This is a genomic window from Enterococcus durans (assembly GCF_002277935.1).
In the GTDB taxonomy this organism is placed as follows: Bacteria; Bacillota; Bacilli; order Lactobacillales; family Enterococcaceae; genus Enterococcus_B; species Enterococcus_B durans.
In genome coordinates this window covers 830,001-847,828 of the sequence record NZ_CP022930.1, presented here as the reverse complement: position 1 = coordinate 847,828, position 17,828 = coordinate 830,001, and the positions used below count along the sequence as shown (strand labels likewise).

General features: G+C 41.2%; 11 protein-coding genes and 2 rRNA genes (1 of these 13 only partly in view). All 13 read left to right on the top strand.

Annotated features, from left to right (window positions below; translation table 11 throughout):
• The first annotated feature begins 5 nt into the window (after positions 1-5).
• On the top strand, positions 6-3,527 hold the full coding sequence (gene mfd / locus CJZ72_RS04120; RefSeq protein WP_081135062.1) for a transcription-repair coupling factor: 3,522 nt from the start codon (positions 6-8) through the stop codon (positions 3,525-3,527).
• Positions 3,528-3,542: 15 nt separating this feature from the next.
• The gene (locus CJZ72_RS04115; RefSeq protein ID WP_095443645.1) at positions 3,543-5,138 is read left to right on the top strand and encodes a putative polysaccharide biosynthesis protein; all 1,596 of its coding nucleotides are present in this window, start codon (positions 3,543-3,545) and stop codon (positions 5,136-5,138) included.
• 9 nt (positions 5,139-5,147) lie between these two features.
• Entirely contained in the window at positions 5,148-5,423 is a 276-nt protein-coding gene (locus CJZ72_RS04110) for an RNA-binding S4 domain-containing protein (RefSeq protein ID WP_081135067.1), read from the top strand.
• A gap of 63 nt (positions 5,424-5,486) precedes the next feature.
• Positions 5,487-5,912, top strand: a complete 426-nt coding sequence (locus tag CJZ72_RS04105; protein WP_016177743.1) for an FtsB family cell division protein — start codon at positions 5,487-5,489, stop codon at positions 5,910-5,912.
• 44 nt (positions 5,913-5,956) lie between these two features.
• Positions 5,957-6,454 (top strand): S1 domain-containing RNA-binding protein, encoded by a 498-nt coding sequence (locus CJZ72_RS04100; protein WP_005875182.1) that lies wholly within the window; start codon positions 5,957-5,959, stop codon positions 6,452-6,454.
• A gap of 99 nt (positions 6,455-6,553) precedes the next feature.
• On the top strand, positions 6,554-8,005 hold the full coding sequence (gene tilS, locus CJZ72_RS04095) for a tRNA lysidine(34) synthetase TilS (protein WP_081135070.1): 1,452 nt from the start codon (positions 6,554-6,556) through the stop codon (positions 8,003-8,005).
• Positions 8,005-8,550, top strand: coding sequence for a hypoxanthine phosphoribosyltransferase (gene hpt, locus CJZ72_RS04090; RefSeq protein WP_005875186.1), 546 nt, complete (start codon positions 8,005-8,007; stop codon positions 8,548-8,550). The genes tilS and hpt overlap by 1 nt, the downstream gene beginning before the upstream one ends.
• Before the next feature lie 89 nt (positions 8,551-8,639).
• A complete protein-coding gene (gene ftsH / locus CJZ72_RS04085; RefSeq protein WP_005875188.1) occupies positions 8,640-10,739 on the top strand; it encodes an ATP-dependent zinc metalloprotease FtsH in 2,100 nt (699 codons plus the stop codon).
• Between the two features lie 238 nt (positions 10,740-10,977).
• Complete coding sequence (gene hslO / locus CJZ72_RS04080; protein ID WP_081135073.1) at positions 10,978-11,865, top strand: Hsp33 family molecular chaperone HslO; 888 nt, start codon at positions 10,978-10,980, stop codon at positions 11,863-11,865.
• Positions 11,866-12,861: a tRNA dihydrouridine synthase DusB gene (dusB, locus tag CJZ72_RS04075; RefSeq protein WP_081135076.1), complete on the top strand. Its 996-nt coding sequence runs from the start codon at positions 11,866-11,868 to the stop codon at positions 12,859-12,861.
• A gap of 119 nt (positions 12,862-12,980) precedes the next feature.
• Positions 12,981-14,477 (top strand): lysine--tRNA ligase, encoded by a 1,497-nt coding sequence (gene lysS / locus CJZ72_RS04070; protein WP_005875194.1) that lies wholly within the window; start codon positions 12,981-12,983, stop codon positions 14,475-14,477.
• Between the two features lie 798 nt (positions 14,478-15,275).
• Positions 15,276-16,835, top strand: a 16S ribosomal RNA gene (locus tag CJZ72_RS04065).
• Positions 16,836-17,142: 307 nt separating this feature from the next.
• A 23S ribosomal RNA gene (locus CJZ72_RS04060) occupies positions 17,143-17,828 on the top strand; it runs 2,228 nt beyond the window's last position.
• Together the 16S and 23S rRNA genes form the textbook arrangement of a ribosomal RNA operon.

Here is a 17,828-nt window from a genome sequence, read left to right as displayed (position 1 = left end):
AAGTAATGGATATCATCCAAATGATTGGGAAAGATCCGCAAGTCAAAGAATGGATCAACCAATTAGAAGAGAAGACACCAAGACAACTAGTTACAGGATTAGCGGGCTCAGCAAAAACATTGTTGTTCGCACGCGCATTCAAAAAAACAAAGAAAAATCTGATTGTCTTGATGCCTAATCTTTATTATGCAAATCAGTTGGCTGAAGATCTTCAGCATGTTTTGCCAGCAGAACAGATCCATTCATTTCCAGTAGATGAAGTACTGTCTGCAGAAATGGCGTTCTCCTCTCCAGAAGCACGAGGAGAACGAGTGGCTACTCTAAATGCACTACAACAAAAGCAACCGGGTATTTACCTTTTGCCAGTAGCGGCTCTTCATAAACGATTACCTCAACCAAAAACTTGGCAACAAGCACAACTGAACTGGCAAGTCGGTGAAGAGATCGATCTCGCAAATCTTCCGCAGCATTTTGCATTGATGGGCTATGAGCGGGTAGAAATGGTGGCAAAACCTGGAGAATACAGCATGCGTGGAAGTATTATCGACATCTATCCACTAACCATTGACTATCCTGTCCGCATTGAGCTGTTCGATGTCGAAATTGACTCCATGCGCTATTTTGAACCAGATACACAGCGCTCGATCGAAAAAATAAACGAAGTCTGGATCGCCCCTACGAGTGAACAAGTATATGGGCAAGAGGATTTGCTTCACGGAATCAATCAGGTTGAAACATTATTGGAAAAGAAATTAGCAACTACTTCTGAAAAAACAGATCGTGCCTTTTTAGAAGATTACTTTGGCCAATTGGTTTCACAGTGGCAAGCGGGAAACCCTACGGAAGAAGCTAAATTTTATGCAGATCTGCTTTATCAAACAGAAACGACGATCCTTGATTATTTCCCAACTAATAGCTTGTTGATCGTAGACGATTATCAACGAATCATGGAAACAAATCGAGAAATGGAACGTGAAGCTGCAGAATGGCAAACGCAAAAGATCAGTGAACTCCGTGTATTTTCTGAACAGGTATTAGTCAGTGATGTGCATAAACTTGTTCAAAAAGAAAAATTTATTACTACTTTTTTTGCACTTTTCCAAAAAGGAATGGGCAATTTACGTTTTCAAGCTATCCATAATTTCCAATATCGCACGATGCAACAATTTTTCGGACAGATGCCCTTATTAAAAACCGAAATGGATCGTTGGCGAAAACAGGGACAAACGGTTGTTATCTTTATCCCGACAAAAGAGCGGATAAAAAAAGCAGAACAGATGCTTCGGGATGAGGAGATATTAGTAGTAGAAACGGAACAAGACAAATTGATCCGCGGACAAGTTCAATTGGTAGAAGGTGCCTTACAAACTGGTTTTGAGTTGCCACAAGAAAAAATCGTTGCGATCACGGAAAAAGAGATTTTCCAAAAAACAACGAAAAAACAAACTCGGCGACAAACAGTAACCAATGCAGAACGCCTAAAAAGTTACAATGAACTTAAAGCTGGAGATTATGTCGTCCATGCGAATCACGGGATCGGTAAATATATCGGTATGGAAACGTTGGAAGTGGATGGGGTCCATCAAGATTACATGACGATTCTTTATCAAAATGACGACAAGCTCTTTATACCAGTCACACAATTGAACCTTATTCAAAAATATGTTGCTTCTGAATCGAAAGCACCACGTATCAATAAATTAGGTGGAAGTGAATGGACGAAGACAAAACGAAAAGTGTCTTCTAAAATCGAAGATATCGCAGATGATCTGATCAAACTTTATGCAGCCAGAGAATCTGAAAAAGGGTATGCTTTTGGACCGGATGATGGGTATCAAAAAGAATTCGAGAATGCTTTTCCATATTCTGAAACAGATGACCAATTAAGAAGTGCAGCTGAGATCAAGCGTGATATGGAAAAAGAAAAACCGATGGATCGATTGCTTGTAGGGGATGTGGGCTATGGGAAAACCGAAGTTGCTTTACGTGCAGCTTTCAAGGCCATCAAGGAAAGTAAGCAAGTAGCCTTTCTAGTTCCTACTACGATTTTGGCACAGCAACATTACGAGACCATGCTTGAACGTTTTGAAGGATTTCCTGTCAACATTGGCTTATTAAGTCGATTTAGAACAAGGAAACAACAGAAAGAAACGATCGAACAATTACGCACGGGTCAAATCGATATTGTCGTTGGTACGCACCGAATTCTTTCAAAAGATATAGAATTTAGTGATTTAGGCCTATTGATTGTTGACGAAGAGCAACGTTTTGGTGTAAAACATAAAGAACGATTGAAACAATTGCGTGCGCAAGTGGATGTATTGACATTGACAGCAACACCGATCCCGCGAACATTGCATATGTCGATGTTGGGTGTTCGGGACTTGTCAGTGATCGAAACTCCACCAGCGAACCGTTATCCGATCCAAACTTATGTTATGGAGAAAAACCCCGGCGCAATCAGAGAAGCAATCCATCGAGAAATGGGAAGAGGCGGACAAGTTTTCTATCTATACAACCGTGTCGAAACGATAGAACGTAAAGTAGAAGAAATACAAGCGTTGGTACCAGAAGCCCGCATTGGATTTGCTCACGGGCAGATGACAGAAGCACAATTAGAAAATACGCTGTTTGATTTTATCGAAGGACAGTATGATGTGCTAGTCACGACTACGATCATCGAAACAGGTGTCGATATCCCGAATACCAATACATTATTTGTGGAAAATGCCGATTATATGGGCTTGTCTACGCTTTATCAGTTACGAGGACGTGTCGGGCGTAGCAATCGTGTCGCCTACGCTTATTTCATGTATGAACAGCAAAAAATCCTTAATGAAGTGAGCGAAAAAAGGCTACAAGCAATCAAAGATTTTACGGAATTAGGTTCAGGCTTTAAAATCGCGATGCGTGATTTATCGATCCGAGGAGCAGGAAATCTTTTAGGTGCCCAACAACATGGCTTTATCGATGCTGTTGGTTTTGATATGTATTCTCAAATGTTGAGTGAGGCAGTTTCACGAAAACAAGGGAAAAATAATCAAGTCGAAAAAACATCAGTTGAGATCGATCTTGGTGTCGATGCCTACTTACCAGAAGAATACGTCTCCGATCAACGACAAAAAATCGAAATTTATAAACGTATCAGAGAACTTGACTCACAAGAAATGCTTGATGAGCTGGAAGATGATTTGTTGGACCGTTTTGGTGAATATCCTGAAGAGGTCGCTCATTTATTGACGATCGGTCAGATCAAAATGGATGGCGATCGTGCATTGATCGAAACGATTCGCAAACAAGAGCAAAAACTAGTCTTTACGTTGAGCAAGGTTGGAACAAAACGTTATACGGTGGAACAACTTTTTGAAGCACTGACAGCAACAAAATTAAAGGCCAGTCTAGGTGTTGAAAAGGAAAAAATGGTGATCCGATTAACGATTCCCAAAGCGACAGATACTGCGAGCTGGATGCAAGAGATCCAACGTTTTGTGAAAGCATTACGTGAACAAAAATATGCTGTAGCATAGGAAGGAGCAGACGCTTTGGACCATAAAGAAATGCGTAAAGTGATGCAAGGTGCATTTGTACTCACGCTCGCTTCTTTTATAGCGAAAGTATTAAGTGCCTTGTACCGCATCCCACTGCAAAACTTAGTCGGAGATGAAGGATTTTATGTTTACCAACAAGTTTATCCTATTTATGGAATTGCCATGACCTTAGCACTGTCTGGTCTTCCTCAGTTTATCTCTAAATATGTTGCAGAAAGAAAAGATCCATTACAGCGTAAAGCGGCATTACAAAAACTATATCCTTTAGTTTTTTGGACAGGTGTTTTATTGTGGCTATTCACCTTTTCTTTTAGTCGGTGGATTGCTTTTATGATGGGGGATCTACAGTTGAAGCCGTTGATCCAGATCGTTTCCTTCACCTTTTTGCTGATGCCAGGACTTTCTTTTTATCGAGGAAATTTTCAAGGACGCTTCTTGATGGAACCCACTGCGGTTTCTCAAGTCATCGAACAGTTCGTTCGCGTGTCGATCATCGTTTGTAGTGCGCTCGCTTTTCGGATGTTAGGCTGGAATGTCTATCAAACGGGAACAGCAGCGATGAGCGGAGCGGTTCTTGGTGGGCTTTGTGCCTATGGTGTTTTACACTATTATGAACAAAAAATACATGGTGGTGCATTAAGCTTTCGACATTTTTCTATCTTTAATCGGCCACCAAAACCACTGATACGCCGCTTTTTTATCGAAGGCGGATTGGTGTCGATTTATAGTGGTCTATTGATCTTCTTTCAGTTGATCGATTCGTTTTTTGTCAAAAATGCACTGGAGGTCTATGGATTGACTGAACAAAGTGCGAAAATCGCTAAAGGAGTGTATGATCGAGGACAGCCTTTGGTCCAACTAGGTCTAGTTATTGCAACTGCATTAAGTGCCACATTTTTACCAGCATTAACACGTTATCTAATGAGCTCCGTTCCCAGTCAATTTCTAAAGACAGCGAAAATCTATTTGCGGCTGACTACGGCGTTAGCTTTAGCTGCTTCAGTCGGTTTGGCGATGTTGCTTCCCTACATCAACTATGCACTATTCAAAGATTACGCGGGAAATGCTGCCCTTGTGTTGTTTGTATTTTCGATTGCACTAACAGCAGTTATTCAAGCGTATCAAAGCATTGCTCAAAGCAAAAATTCTTTCCGACCTTCATTGAAGGGAGCGGGCTGGGGGCTTCTAGCAAAAGCATTAGCTACGCCTTTATTGACAGGACGTTTGGGAACAGTGGGCGCTAGTCTATCTACGCTACTAGGGTTAGCTGTAACATTGTGGTATTTTGTCCACACTGAAAAAGCAGACATCAACAGCTTTTGGAAAGAACGTAAATTCGGTAAAAAATTGATTCAGTGTTTAGGCTGGATGATCCTATCCTTATTTTTATACTATGGTCTATTGATGCTGTTTTTTGGCCCGATCCAACACCGCTCAATGGCTTTCTTAGTCAGTCTAGTCGGTGTGATCATCGGCGCATTTGTTTTTGTGAATGCGGTGATCTGGACGCGACTGTTTACGGTCAGAGAATGGCTGATGTTGCCTTTTGGTAAAAAAATATTAAGGATAAACAAACAATTTAAAAAGTGAGGAAAAACTATGCGATTAGATAAATTTCTTAAAATCTCTCGAATCATCAAACGTCGCTCAGTAGCAAAAGAAGTGGCAGATAAAGGGAGAATCCAAATCAATGGCAAGCTAGCGAAGTCTTCTAGTGATGTCAAAGTCGGAGATATAATGAAGATCCAATTTGGGAACAAAACAATGGAAGTAAAAGTGGTAGAATTACACGAGTCAACGAAAAAAGAAGATGCACAGAAGATGTATGAACTATTAACTGAGACCCGCACGAAAAACAGTGAAGAAATTGATTAGACAAGCCATCTTGATGTTGGTATAATGAGAAGGACAATCAAAAAAAGATTGGAGCGAAGTGAAGTGACGAAAAAAAGCAACAAAATTGCTGCTTTAGACACAGAGTATGCAAAGAAAAAGTATGCTGAATTTCAACAACAACAACGCCAATTGATTTTTCGAAGACGTAGGTTAGCAGCCATTTTCATCGGCGCTTTGGTCATTTTCGCAGTGTTAGGATTTCAAATTTTTCGTGATATGCAAAGAATGGATCGATTAAACGATTTAAGAGTTGAAGCGAATACGGAGATGAGTCAAGTCAATACGGATGTTGATCAACTCAAAGAAGACGTTTCATTATTAAAAGATGATGATTATGTGGCGAAACTTGCGAGAAGTAAATTCTTTTATTCCAAAGAAGGCGAAAAAGTTTACCCAATATTAGAACCGGCTACCGATAGTTCAACGGCTGAAACAAATCAATCAACTAGTTCAACAACTGCAAAATAAGCAGTATTATAAATAGGTTAATAATTAGGAGGAACATTTTTTTTATGTCAATCGAGGTAGGAGCAAAACTGCAAGGAAAAGTATCAGGAATCACAAATTTTGGGGCATTTATTGATTTAGGAGCTGGTAAAACGGGTTTAGTTCATATCAGTGAAGTATCAAATGGGTATATCAAAGATATTCACGACGTTTTAAGTGTTGGAGATGAAGTAACAGTCAAAGTTATTTCTGTAAATGATGATGGTAAGATTGGGCTATCTATCCGTAAAGCGCAAGAGCAACCAGCTGAATCGAATGAAGAACAACGTCCAAAACGATATCAAAAAGATACACGAGATACACGGGATACACGTGACACACGAGATAATCGTGGCCGTGCAACACAGAAAAAACCTTTTTCTCGCAGTCAATCTTCTAACAATCACAAAGAAGATTTTGATTCATTAATGAGTTCATTTTTAAAAGACAGTGATGATCGATTGACTTCCTTGAAACGTAACACTGAAGGCAAACGTGGTGGTCGCGGCGGACGTCGCAGCTAAAACAAATGAAAATGAAGGGGCAGGCAATTGTTTCAGACTATTGTCCGCTCTTTTTTTCTTTTGTGGCCATTATCGAAAAAGTGTAAGTGAAAGGAAGTGATGGATGTGTCGATCAAAAACCAAGTATCAGCAGAGATGCAACGAATGTTTATCGAACAAGGTAAAGTAAAAGGGTATCTAGCCAAAGAAAATCATGTACTGTTGGCGATTTCTGGGGGAGTTGATTCCATGGTTTTGCTTGACTTGATGCTTGCAGCTAAAAAAGAAGTAGCCTTTTCTTTGGGTGTGGTGCACATCAACCACCAATTAAGACCAGAATCTGCAGATGAAGCAGCTTACTTAAAAGCCTATTGTCAGGAACGAAAGATCCCGTTTATCCTTGAAGCATGGAAAGAACCGGCAACAAAGGGCATCGAAGCTGCTGCAAGAGCCTTTCGTTATCACACGTTTGCAAAAATCATGCATACAGATGGTTATCAAGTAGTGATGACTGCGCATCATGGAAACGATCAAATGGAAACGATTTTAATGAAGATAGTGCGTGGGGGACAGTTAGGAACTTTTGCAGGAATCAAAGAAAGTCAGCGTTTTTCAAATGGCCAGCTGATCCGCCCACTTCTAAGCTTTGGTAAAGAGCAATTGTATGAATATGCCGCAGAACAAAAGCTTGTTTATTTTGAGGATCAGACCAATCAGGAACTGAATGTCCAAAGAAACCGGATTAGGCATTTAGTGATTCCCCAATTAAAACAAGAAAATCCACAAGTTTTGGCACATTTCCAACGTTTTGCGCAACAAATTACTTGGGCAGATCAATTAATCAAGAAACAAATGAAAAAAGTGATCGAAGAACAGGTCAAAGAAACGCATGATGGATTTGTTTTTCCATGGAGAGTAGTACAAGAGATGTCCCTAGAAGAGCGGTACTATTTTTTGTATACGCTATTCGATTGGGCGAACAGAAAAACAGACCTCTTTATCAATGAACAGCAAATCGACCAACTATTAGAGCAAGTTGAACGACCGAAAGGGCAATGGCAACTAACTCTTGATCGTTCATGGGTATTCCAACGAGTCTATGAAGAAGTCGCTTTGGTAAGAAAGAACGATGTGGAGAATGAACCTGTGGAAATAATCGATCGATTTATCGAAATAGAACCACATAAGCAGATCATATTAAATGAGAAGGCATGGGTAGGTCTATTCACGCCTGATGAAGTGGCAGAATTTAGATGTATCGACGAATGGGGAGAATTTTCTCATGATGTCTGGCTGAAACCTCAGCAAACCCTGTTCATCGGAAAAAGACAAGCGGGCGATCGCATACAGCTAAATGAAAAATTGACAAAGAAAGTGTCTAGGTATTTTATTGACAAGAAAATACCTGATCTGCAAAGAAAAGATGCGTGGGTGGTTAAAGATGAGCAAAAAAAAATAATTAGTTTGCTTCCTTTTACCTATTCCCATTTGAGTATTGGTGTAGAAACTGATAAAATACACTACATACTTCTTTACAAATATCAAAAAGAAGCAACTGGAAGGAGAACCTGATGTTAGAAAAGGATATTGAGAAAGTTTTGATTACAAAAGAAGAGATACAAGTTCGTTGTGAAGAACTAGGCAAAGAATTGACAGAAACTTATAAGGATTCAAATCCATTAGTAGTTGGTGTCTTAAAAGGTGCAGTCCCATTCATGGCAGATATCATACGTTCAATCGATGCGTATTTAGAATTAGATTTCATGGATGTTTCAAGTTATGGTAATGCCACTGTTTCATCTGGTGAAGTTAAGATTGTGAAGGACTTAGATACAAATGTCGAAGGCCGCGATCTGTTGATTGTTGAAGATATCATTGATAGCGGACGAACACTTGCTTATCTAGTCGATCTTTTTAAATATCGTAAAGCAAACTCAGTGAAGATCGTGACATTGCTTGATAAACCAGAAGGAAGAGTCGTAGATATTGAAGCAGACTACGTTGGATTCAATGTGCCAAACGAATTTGTGGTAGGATATGGCTTGGATTATGCAGAAGCTTATCGCAATCTACCTTATATCGGAGTATTGAAACCAAGCGTTTATCAATCAAATTAATGCTGTATCTGTTGTGATTTGTGTTACAATAGAATGGTCAGGATTGATAAAAAAATGCTAATTTAAAATAACGCATAGGGAGGGCAACTATGAACAAAAAGAACAATGGCATGATGAAAAATGCCTTGTATTATGTCCTCGTAATCTTAGCGATGGTAATGGTCGTATACTTTATTTTTGGTAACAATGGCCAACGATCGTCAGATATCGAGTACTCAAAATTCACAGAACAATTACAAGCAGGTAAAATCAAGAACTTTGAAGTGCAACCTGCAAATGGTGTATATAAAATCACTGGTGAATACAAAGAGCAACAGAAAGTCGCTAATAGCGGCGGTCTATCTATCTTAGGTTCAACAGATACTACAACTACCCATTTTACAACGATCATTTTACCGAATGATACAACACTGAGTCAGGTAACTGATTTAGCGAAAGAAAAGAATGTCGCGACGACAGTCAAAGAAGAGTCAAGTAGCGGCGTATGGGTCTCCTTGTTACTTAGCTTCTTGCCGATTGTGATCATCATTTTCTTCTTCTATATGATGATGGGTCAACAAGGCGGCGGTGGCGGCGGTGGCGGCCGTGTCATGAACTTTGGTAAATCAAAAGCCAAAGAAGCAGACAAAAAAGCCAACCGTGTACGTTTTTCTGATGTCGCAGGTGCGGAAGAAGAAAAACAAGAACTTGTCGAAGTCGTTGAGTTCTTAAAAGATCCACGACGATTCGTTGAGCTAGGTGCGCGTATCCCAGCAGGTGTTCTTTTAGAAGGACCTCCAGGGACTGGTAAAACATTACTTGCCAAGGCAGTAGCCGGAGAAGCCGGTGTACCATTTTATTCTATTTCTGGTTCAGACTTCGTTGAAATGTTTGTCGGTGTCGGTGCAAGCCGTGTACGTGATTTATTTGAAACAGCGAAGAAAAATGCTCCGGCCATCATCTTTATCGATGAAATCGATGCTGTAGGTCGTCAACGTGGTGCAGGTATGGGTGGCGGACATGATGAACGCGAACAAACCTTGAACCAATTGCTTGTTGAAATGGATGGATTTGATGGAAATGAAGGAGTTATCGTCATTGCCGCAACCAACCGTTCTGATGTATTGGACCCAGCATTGTTACGTCCAGGACGTTTTGACCGTCAAATTTTAGTCGGTCGTCCAGATGTGAAAGGTCGTGAAGCGATCCTACGTGTTCACGCAAGAAATAAACCTTTAGCAGATGATGTTGATCTAAAAGTTGTTGCACAACAAACACCAGGATTTGCTGGTGCTGATTTAGAAAACGTCTTGAACGAAGCTGCTTTAGTAGCGGCACGCCGTAACAAGAAAAAAATCGATGCTTCAGATGTCGATGAAGCAGAAGATCGCGTGATTGCAGGTCCAGCTAAGAAAGACCGCGTAATCAGCAAAAAAGAACGCGAAATGGTGGCATACCATGAAGCAGGTCACACTATCGTTGGGTTAGTCTTAAGTCGTGCACGTGTCGTTCATAAAGTAACGATCATTCCACGTGGGCGTGCAGGCGGTTATATGATCGCATTGCCAAAAGAAGACCAATTCTTGATGACAAAAGAAGACATGTTTGAACAAATCGTTGGCTTGCTAGGTGGACGAACAGCAGAAGAAATCATCTTCAATGTTCAATCGACAGGCGCTTCAAATGACTTTGAACAAGCAACAGCGTTAGCAAGAAGTATGGTCACTGAATATGGGATGAGCGATCGCTTAGGTCCAGTTCAATATGAAGGAAACCATCAAGTGTTTGTAGGTCGTGATTACGGTCAAACAAAAGCTTACTCTGAACAAGTTGCATTTGAGATCGATCAAGAAGTACGCAAGATTTTGATGGAAGCACATCAAAAAGCGCATGAAATCATCGAAGCACACCGCGCGCAACACAAATTGATTGCTGAAAAACTTCTAGAATTCGAAACTTTGGATGCGAAAGCAATCAAATCTTTATTTGAAAGAGGCGTAATGCCAGAAGGTTCAGAATCGGATAACTATCCAAGCGAAAAAGAAGCACAAACTTTTGAAGAAGCAAAACGCGCTTTAGAAGAAAAAGATGCTGAAAAACAAGCGGAAGAAAAAGAAAATTTTGAACATGATAAAGAAGAATTGAACGAAGAAGCTAAAGAAGAACATGATGCTACTTTACCAAACGATTCTGACGATCATAACAAATAATACGAAAGAGCTGTGACGAAAGTCATAGCTCTTTTCTTAATTAAAATAGTAGTTAGAAGTCCCTGCTTCTGCTCCCACCGTTTATTCGGAGTTAGAGTCTGTGGCGAAACTGATTTTTAGTTTTGTTCCACGCTCATTTGATTAATCATAGGTTAAGTTCAATTCCATCAGTTGAAAAAAATGAGCGTAACTAGTATGATTCACTATGAGTTTAAAATCGGGAAATGAGGTACATAAAATGGAAGATTATTTAGTTAAAGCTTTAGCACATAATGGATTTGTGCGAGCATATGCTGTTCAAGCAACCAATACTGTAGCGGAAGCGCAAAGACGTCATGATACATGGCATACTTCTTCTGCCGCATTAGGTCGGACATTAGTGGGCGGTTTGCTACTAGGCGCAACTGTAAAGGGCGATGATAAGTTGACGATCCGCATTCAAGGGGACGGACCAGCGAAGGGCATCGTAGTCGACGCGAACGGAAAAGGGGAAGTAAAAGGCTACATTCAAAATCCGCATTTAAGTTTACCTTTAAATGAAGTAGGGAAAATCGATGTACGTGGCGCAGTAGGAACACAAGGGATGTTCAGTGTCACGAAAGATTTGGGACTGAAAGAACCTTTTTCTGGTCAAACACCTATCGTTTCCGGAGAAATAGCAGAAGACTTTACTTATTATTTAGCTATTTCAGAACAAATTCCTTCTGCTGTCGGTTTGAGTGTTCTAGTCAACACAGATGATAGTATCAAAACGGCTGGTGGCTTCATGATCCAGATCATGCCTGGTGCAGATGAAGAAACCATCACTCAAATCGAAGAACAATTAAAGAAAACACCTAGAATCTCTACATTGCTAGATGAGGGATTAACGCCAGAAGAAATCTTAAAAGGGTTGCTAGGAACAGAAGAGTTGAATATCTTAGAAAAGCTACCTGTTCAATTCAAGTGTGATTGCTCCAAAGAAAAATTTGGTGAAGCAATCATTGCATTAGGGGCAGATGAAATTCAAGCGATGATCGACGAAGACCATGGCGCAGAAGCAGTTTGTTCGTTCTGTAACAATAAGTATGAATACAGTGAGGATGAATTGACAGCACTCAAAGAAGAAGCATTAGGAGGAAACTAAGTGGAACATACATGGAAAATAGGCAATGTGGAAATTCCCAATCGTGTAGTCGTTGCACCGATGGCTGGAATCACCAACTCCGCTTTTCGAGTAACTGTAAAAGAATTCGGCGCTGGGTTAGTTGTCTGCGAGATGATCAGTGATCAAGGCATCCATTTTAGGAATAAGAAAACCTTAGAGATGCTGCATATAGAAGAAGGAGAGCATCCTTTAAGTTTACAGATATTCGGCGGAAATAAAGATACACTAGTCGAAGCAGCACAATTCGTTCAAGAAAATACCGCTGCTGATATCATCGATATCAACATGGGCTGCCCAGTCAACAAAGTCATCAAAGCGGAAGCAGGCGCGAAGTGGTTGTTAGATCCAGATAAAGTTTATGAAATGGTCCATGCGGTTTCTTCTGCTGTCGATATACCTGTAACTGTAAAAATGCGGATCGGTTGGGATGAACAACATGTATTTGCTGTTCAAAATGCATTAGCTGCTGAGTCAGCTGGAGCAAGTGCGATCGCCATGCATGGGCGTACACGGGTACAAATGTATGAAGGAAAAGCAGATTGGGAAGTCTTGAAAGAAGTCAAAAGTCAATTGACGATCCCTTTTATGGGGAATGGAGATGTAAAAACACCGGAAGATGCAAAAAGAATGCTGGAATATGTGGGGGCAGACGGAGTAATGATCGGCCGTGCCGCATTAGGGAACCCTTGGATGATCCATCGTACCCAGCACTATTTAGAGACAGGTGAATTGATTCCAGAACCAACGCCTCGTGAAAAAATAGAGACAGCAAAACTCCACTTGAAACGTTTAGTTGATCTAAAAGGGGAAGTTATTGCTTGCCGTGAATTTCGGACACATGCTTCTTATTATTTGAAGGGAGTCTCTCGAGCGGCGAAAGTCAAAGTTGCAATCAACCATTCTGAAAAACAAACAGAAATCAATGATTTATTGGATGGCTTTTTAGAGAAAACAGAAAAAATATCTGTGAGTTGATGACATGTTTTTCTGAGTTTTTCGTTAATTTTCAAGCCGAAAATTTAAGTTCGGCTTGCTTTTTTTGTGTTTCATTGGCATTATAGGGAAGAGAATAACATGAGAATGGAGGAACTTTTGTGACACAGGAACAACAACATCAAGTAGAAGATTTAAATGATCAAATGCTTGTTCGTCGTCAAAAAATGGAGCAATTGAGAGAAAATGGGATTGATCCTTTCGGCAAGCGATTTGAACGTACACACAATTCAGCAGAACTACATGAACTATTTGATCCAAGAACAAAAGAAGAATTAGCAGAGATGGGATTAACTGCTAGTGTAGCAGGACGTATGATGACAAGACGCGGTAAAGGTAAAGCAGGTTTTGCACATTTACAAGATCGTGAAGGTCAAATCCAAATCTATGTACGGAAAGACCAAGTAGGAGACGAAGCTTACGATGTATTCAAACACGCTGATCTAGGTGACTTTTTTGGTGTGACGGGTGAGATCATGAAGACGGACACTGGAGAAGTTTCCATCAAAGCTTCAGAGATCGTCATTTTATCAAAAGCACTACGTCCGTTACCAGACAAATACCATGGATTGACGAACATCGAACAACGTTATCGCCAACGTTACTTAGATTTGATCAGTAATCGTGAAAGTTTTGACCGCTTCATGAAACGCAGTCAAATCATCAGTGAGATCCGTCGCTACTTAGATGGCAATGGATATATAGAAGTAGAAACTCCTGTATTGCACAATGAAGCCGGTGGTGCTGCAGCACGTCCATTTATTACACATCATAATGCATTGGATATTGACTTGTACCTACGTATTGCACTAGAACTTCATTTGAAACGACTAATTGTCGGTGGTATGGAAAAAGTCTATGAAATCAGTCGTGTATTCCGTAATGAAGGAATCGATACAACACACAATCCAGAATTTACGATGCTAGAAGCTTATACAGCTTATACAGATTTCCAAGATGTGATGAATCTGACAGAAGGTATTATTCGTAATGCGGCTCAGAAAGTACTTGGTACAGCTAAGATCACTTATGACGGACAAGATGTTGATTTAGAGAGTGACTTTAAACGTATCCACATGGTAGATGCGATCAAAGAAAAAACGGGTGTCGACTTCTGGAAAGAAATGACGCTGGAAGAAGCATTGGCTATTGCTAAAGAACATGATGTAGAAGTAACAGAAGCAATGGGTGTTGGTCATGTCATCAATGAGTTTTTCGAGACTTTCGTTGAAGAAACATTGACACAACCTACTTTTGTTTATGGTCATCCAGTAGAAGTTTCTCCGTTAGCGAAGAAAAATCCAGAAGACCCACGTTTTACAGATCGTTTTGAATTATTTATCGTTGGGCGCGAATTTGCGAATGCCTTTACTGAATTAAATGATCCAATCGATCAAAGAGAACGTTTTGAAGCACAAGAAAAAGAACGTGAATTAGGAAATGACGAAGCACATGGTGTAGATGAAGACTTCTTAGAAGCGTTAGAATATGGTATGCCACCTACTGGCGGTCTGGGAATCGGAATCGACCGTCTAGTGATGCTTTTGACAGATGCTCAATCGATTCGAGACGTTTTATTATTCCCAACAATGCGTTAACAATAAGATAGGAGGAGAGACCTGATTGGTTTTCTCCTTCTTTTTTTGTAGGTAAGAGGAGTAAAGAAGTATAAGATACTTATTCGTATTTTCACGCTTAAATATGAATAGTCATAAAAAAAGATTTTTGGAATACGCTTTATAAAATAAAGAACAGTGGAAAAAATTTGAACAAAAAGGAAATTCCAACTTTCAGACCATAAATAATAACGAATGATATTGTAAGTGAAGCGAATAGCAATCGAAAGATATTGCCTTAAATACGAACAATTAATAGAAAGGGATAATGATTGATCGGTTGTTGAAAAAAACTTGAAAAAATACAAGAAAGTCGTTGACCGATACGGGTTTAGTTGGTATATTATTATTTGTTCAAAAGTTACCGAGAATAACTTCTGAAAATAACTTAAAAAAGTTCTTGACGTGTGGGTGACCACATGATAAGATAACTAAGTCGTTTGAAAAGGACCTATTGAAAAGCTTGATCTAATCAAGAAAAACTTCAAAAAAAGTTCTTGACAAATAACAAAAGATAAGTTATGATATACGAGTTGCTGAAAGATTTCTAAATGCGAAATCGAAAATAACTTTTAAAAAACAGTTGACATTCACTTGTCGCTCTGATATGATATAAAAGTTGCTACGGCAATTCAAGTAGACCTTTGAAAACTGAACAAAGTAAGACAAACCAAATGTGTAGGGCGTCTTGATTGATTCAAGACAACAAACATTTTTAACAAGCAAGCAATATGCTAGCAAACAAATTGAGCTTAACAATCGCAAGATTGTTCTAACTTTTATTATGAGAGTTTGATCCTGGCTCAGGACGAACGCTGGCGGCGTGCCTAATACATGCAAGTCGTACGCTTCTTTTTCCGCCGGAGCTTGCTCCACCGGAAAAAGAAGAGTGGCGAACGGGTGAGTAACACGTGGGTAACCTGCCCATCAGAAGGGGATAACACTTGGAAACAGGTGCTAATACCGTATAACAATCGAAACCGCATGGTTTTGATTTGAAAGGCGCTTTCGGGTGTCGCTGATGGATGGACCCGCGGTGCATTAGCTAGTTGGTGAGGTAACGGCTCACCAAGGCCACGATGCATAGCCGACCTGAGAGGGTGATCGGCCACATTGGGACTGAGACACGGCCCAAACTCCTACGGGAGGCAGCAGTAGGGAATCTTCGGCAATGGACGAAAGTCTGACCGAGCAACGCCGCGTGAGTGAAGAAGGTTTTCGGATCGTAAAACTCTGTTGTTAGAGAAGAATAAGGATGAGAGTAACTGTTCATCCCTTGACGGTATCTAACCAGAAAGCCACGGCTAACTACGTGCCAGCAGCCGCGGTAATACGTAGGTGGCAAGCGTTGTCCGGATTTATTGGGCGTAAAGCGAGCGCAGGCGGTTTCTTAAGTCTGATGTGAAAGCCCCCGGCTCAACCGGGGAGGGTCATTGGAAACTGGGAGACTTGAGTGCAGAAGAGGAGAGTGGAATTCCATGTGTAGCGGTGAAATGCGTAGATATATGGAGGAACACCAGTGGCGAAGGCGGCTCTCTGGTCTGTAACTGACGCTGAGGCTCGAAAGCGTGGGGAGCAAACAGGATTAGATACCCTGGTAGTCCACGCCGTAAACGATGAGTGCTAAGTGTTGGAGGGTTTCCGCCCTTCAGTGCTGCAGCTAACGCATTAAGCACTCCGCCTGGGGAGTACGACCGCAAGGTTGAAACTCAAAGGAATTGACGGGGGCCCGCACAAGCGGTGGAGCATGTGGTTTAATTCGAAGCAACGCGAAGAACCTTACCAGGTCTTGACATCCTTTGACCACTCTAGAGATAGAGCTTCCCCTTCGGGGGCAAAGTGACAGGTGGTGCATGGTTGTCGTCAGCTCGTGTCGTGAGATGTTGGGTTAAGTCCCGCAACGAGCGCAACCCTTATTGTTAGTTGCCATCATTTAGTTGGGCACTCTAGCAAGACTGCCGGTGACAAACCGGAGGAAGGTGGGGATGACGTCAAATCATCATGCCCCTTATGACCTGGGCTACACACGTGCTACAATGGGAAGTACAACGAGTCGCGAAGTCGCGAGGCTAAGCTAATCTCTTAAAGCTTCTCTCAGTTCGGATTGTAGGCTGCAACTCGCCTACATGAAGCCGGAATCGCTAGTAATCGCGGATCAGCACGCCGCGGTGAATACGTTCCCGGGCCTTGTACACACCGCCCGTCACACCACGAGAGTTTGTAACACCCGAAGTCGGTGAGGTAACCTTTTGGAGCCAGCCGCCTAAGGTGGGATAGATGATTGGGGTGAAGTCGTAACAAGGTAGCCGTATCGGAAGGTGCGGCTGGATCACCTCCTTTCTAAGGAATATTACGGAGACTACACTGGTTGTTTTATACTTTGTTCAGTTTTGAGAGGTCTACTCAATAATTGAAGAGTCAGCTTATGACTTTGACATTAGAAGATACTCTCAAGAGAATACTTTGTTCATTGAAAACTGGATATTTGAAGTAAATTAAGTAATACAAACCGAGAACACCGCGTTGAATTTGAAGGCTAAACACTTGTTTAGCTGGATAGAGTTTTTTAATAAGTTCAATTGCTTATTTTCTTGATCGGACTTCTATCGCTAGAAGAAAGATCAAAACCCAACCGCAAGGTTGATAAGGTTAAGTGAATAAGGGCGCACGGTGGATGCCTTGGCACTAGGAGCCGATGAAGGACGGGACTAACACCGATATGCTTTGGGGAGCTGTACGTAAGCTATGATCCAGAGATTTCCGAATGGGGAAACCCAACATCTTTTATAGGATGTTACGTTTGCGTGAATACATAGCGCATTCGAGGTAGACGCAGAGAACTGAAACATCTAAGTACCTGCAGGAAGAGAAAGAAAATTCGATTCCCTGAGTAGCGGCGAGCGAAACGGGAAAAGCCCAAACCAATGAGCTTGCTCATTGGGGTTGTAGGACTCCAATATGGTAGTTCTTTCAGATAATCGAATGACTTGGAAAAGTCAGTCAAAGAGGGTAAAAACCCCGTAGATGAAATTTGGAAGGCACCTAGGAGGATCCTGAGTACGGCGGAACACGAGGAATTCCGTCGGAATCCGGGAGGACCATCTCCCAAGGCTAAATACTCCCTAGTGACCGATAGTGAACCAGTACCGTGAGGGAAAGGTGAAAAGCACCCCGGAAGGGGAGTGAAATAGAACCTGAAACCGTGTGCCTACAACAAGTCAAAGCCCGTTAATGGGTGATGGCGTGCCTTTTGTAGAATGAACCGGCGAGTTACGATTGCATGCGAGGTTAAGTCGAAGAGACGGAGCCGCAGCGAAAGCGAGTCTGAATAGG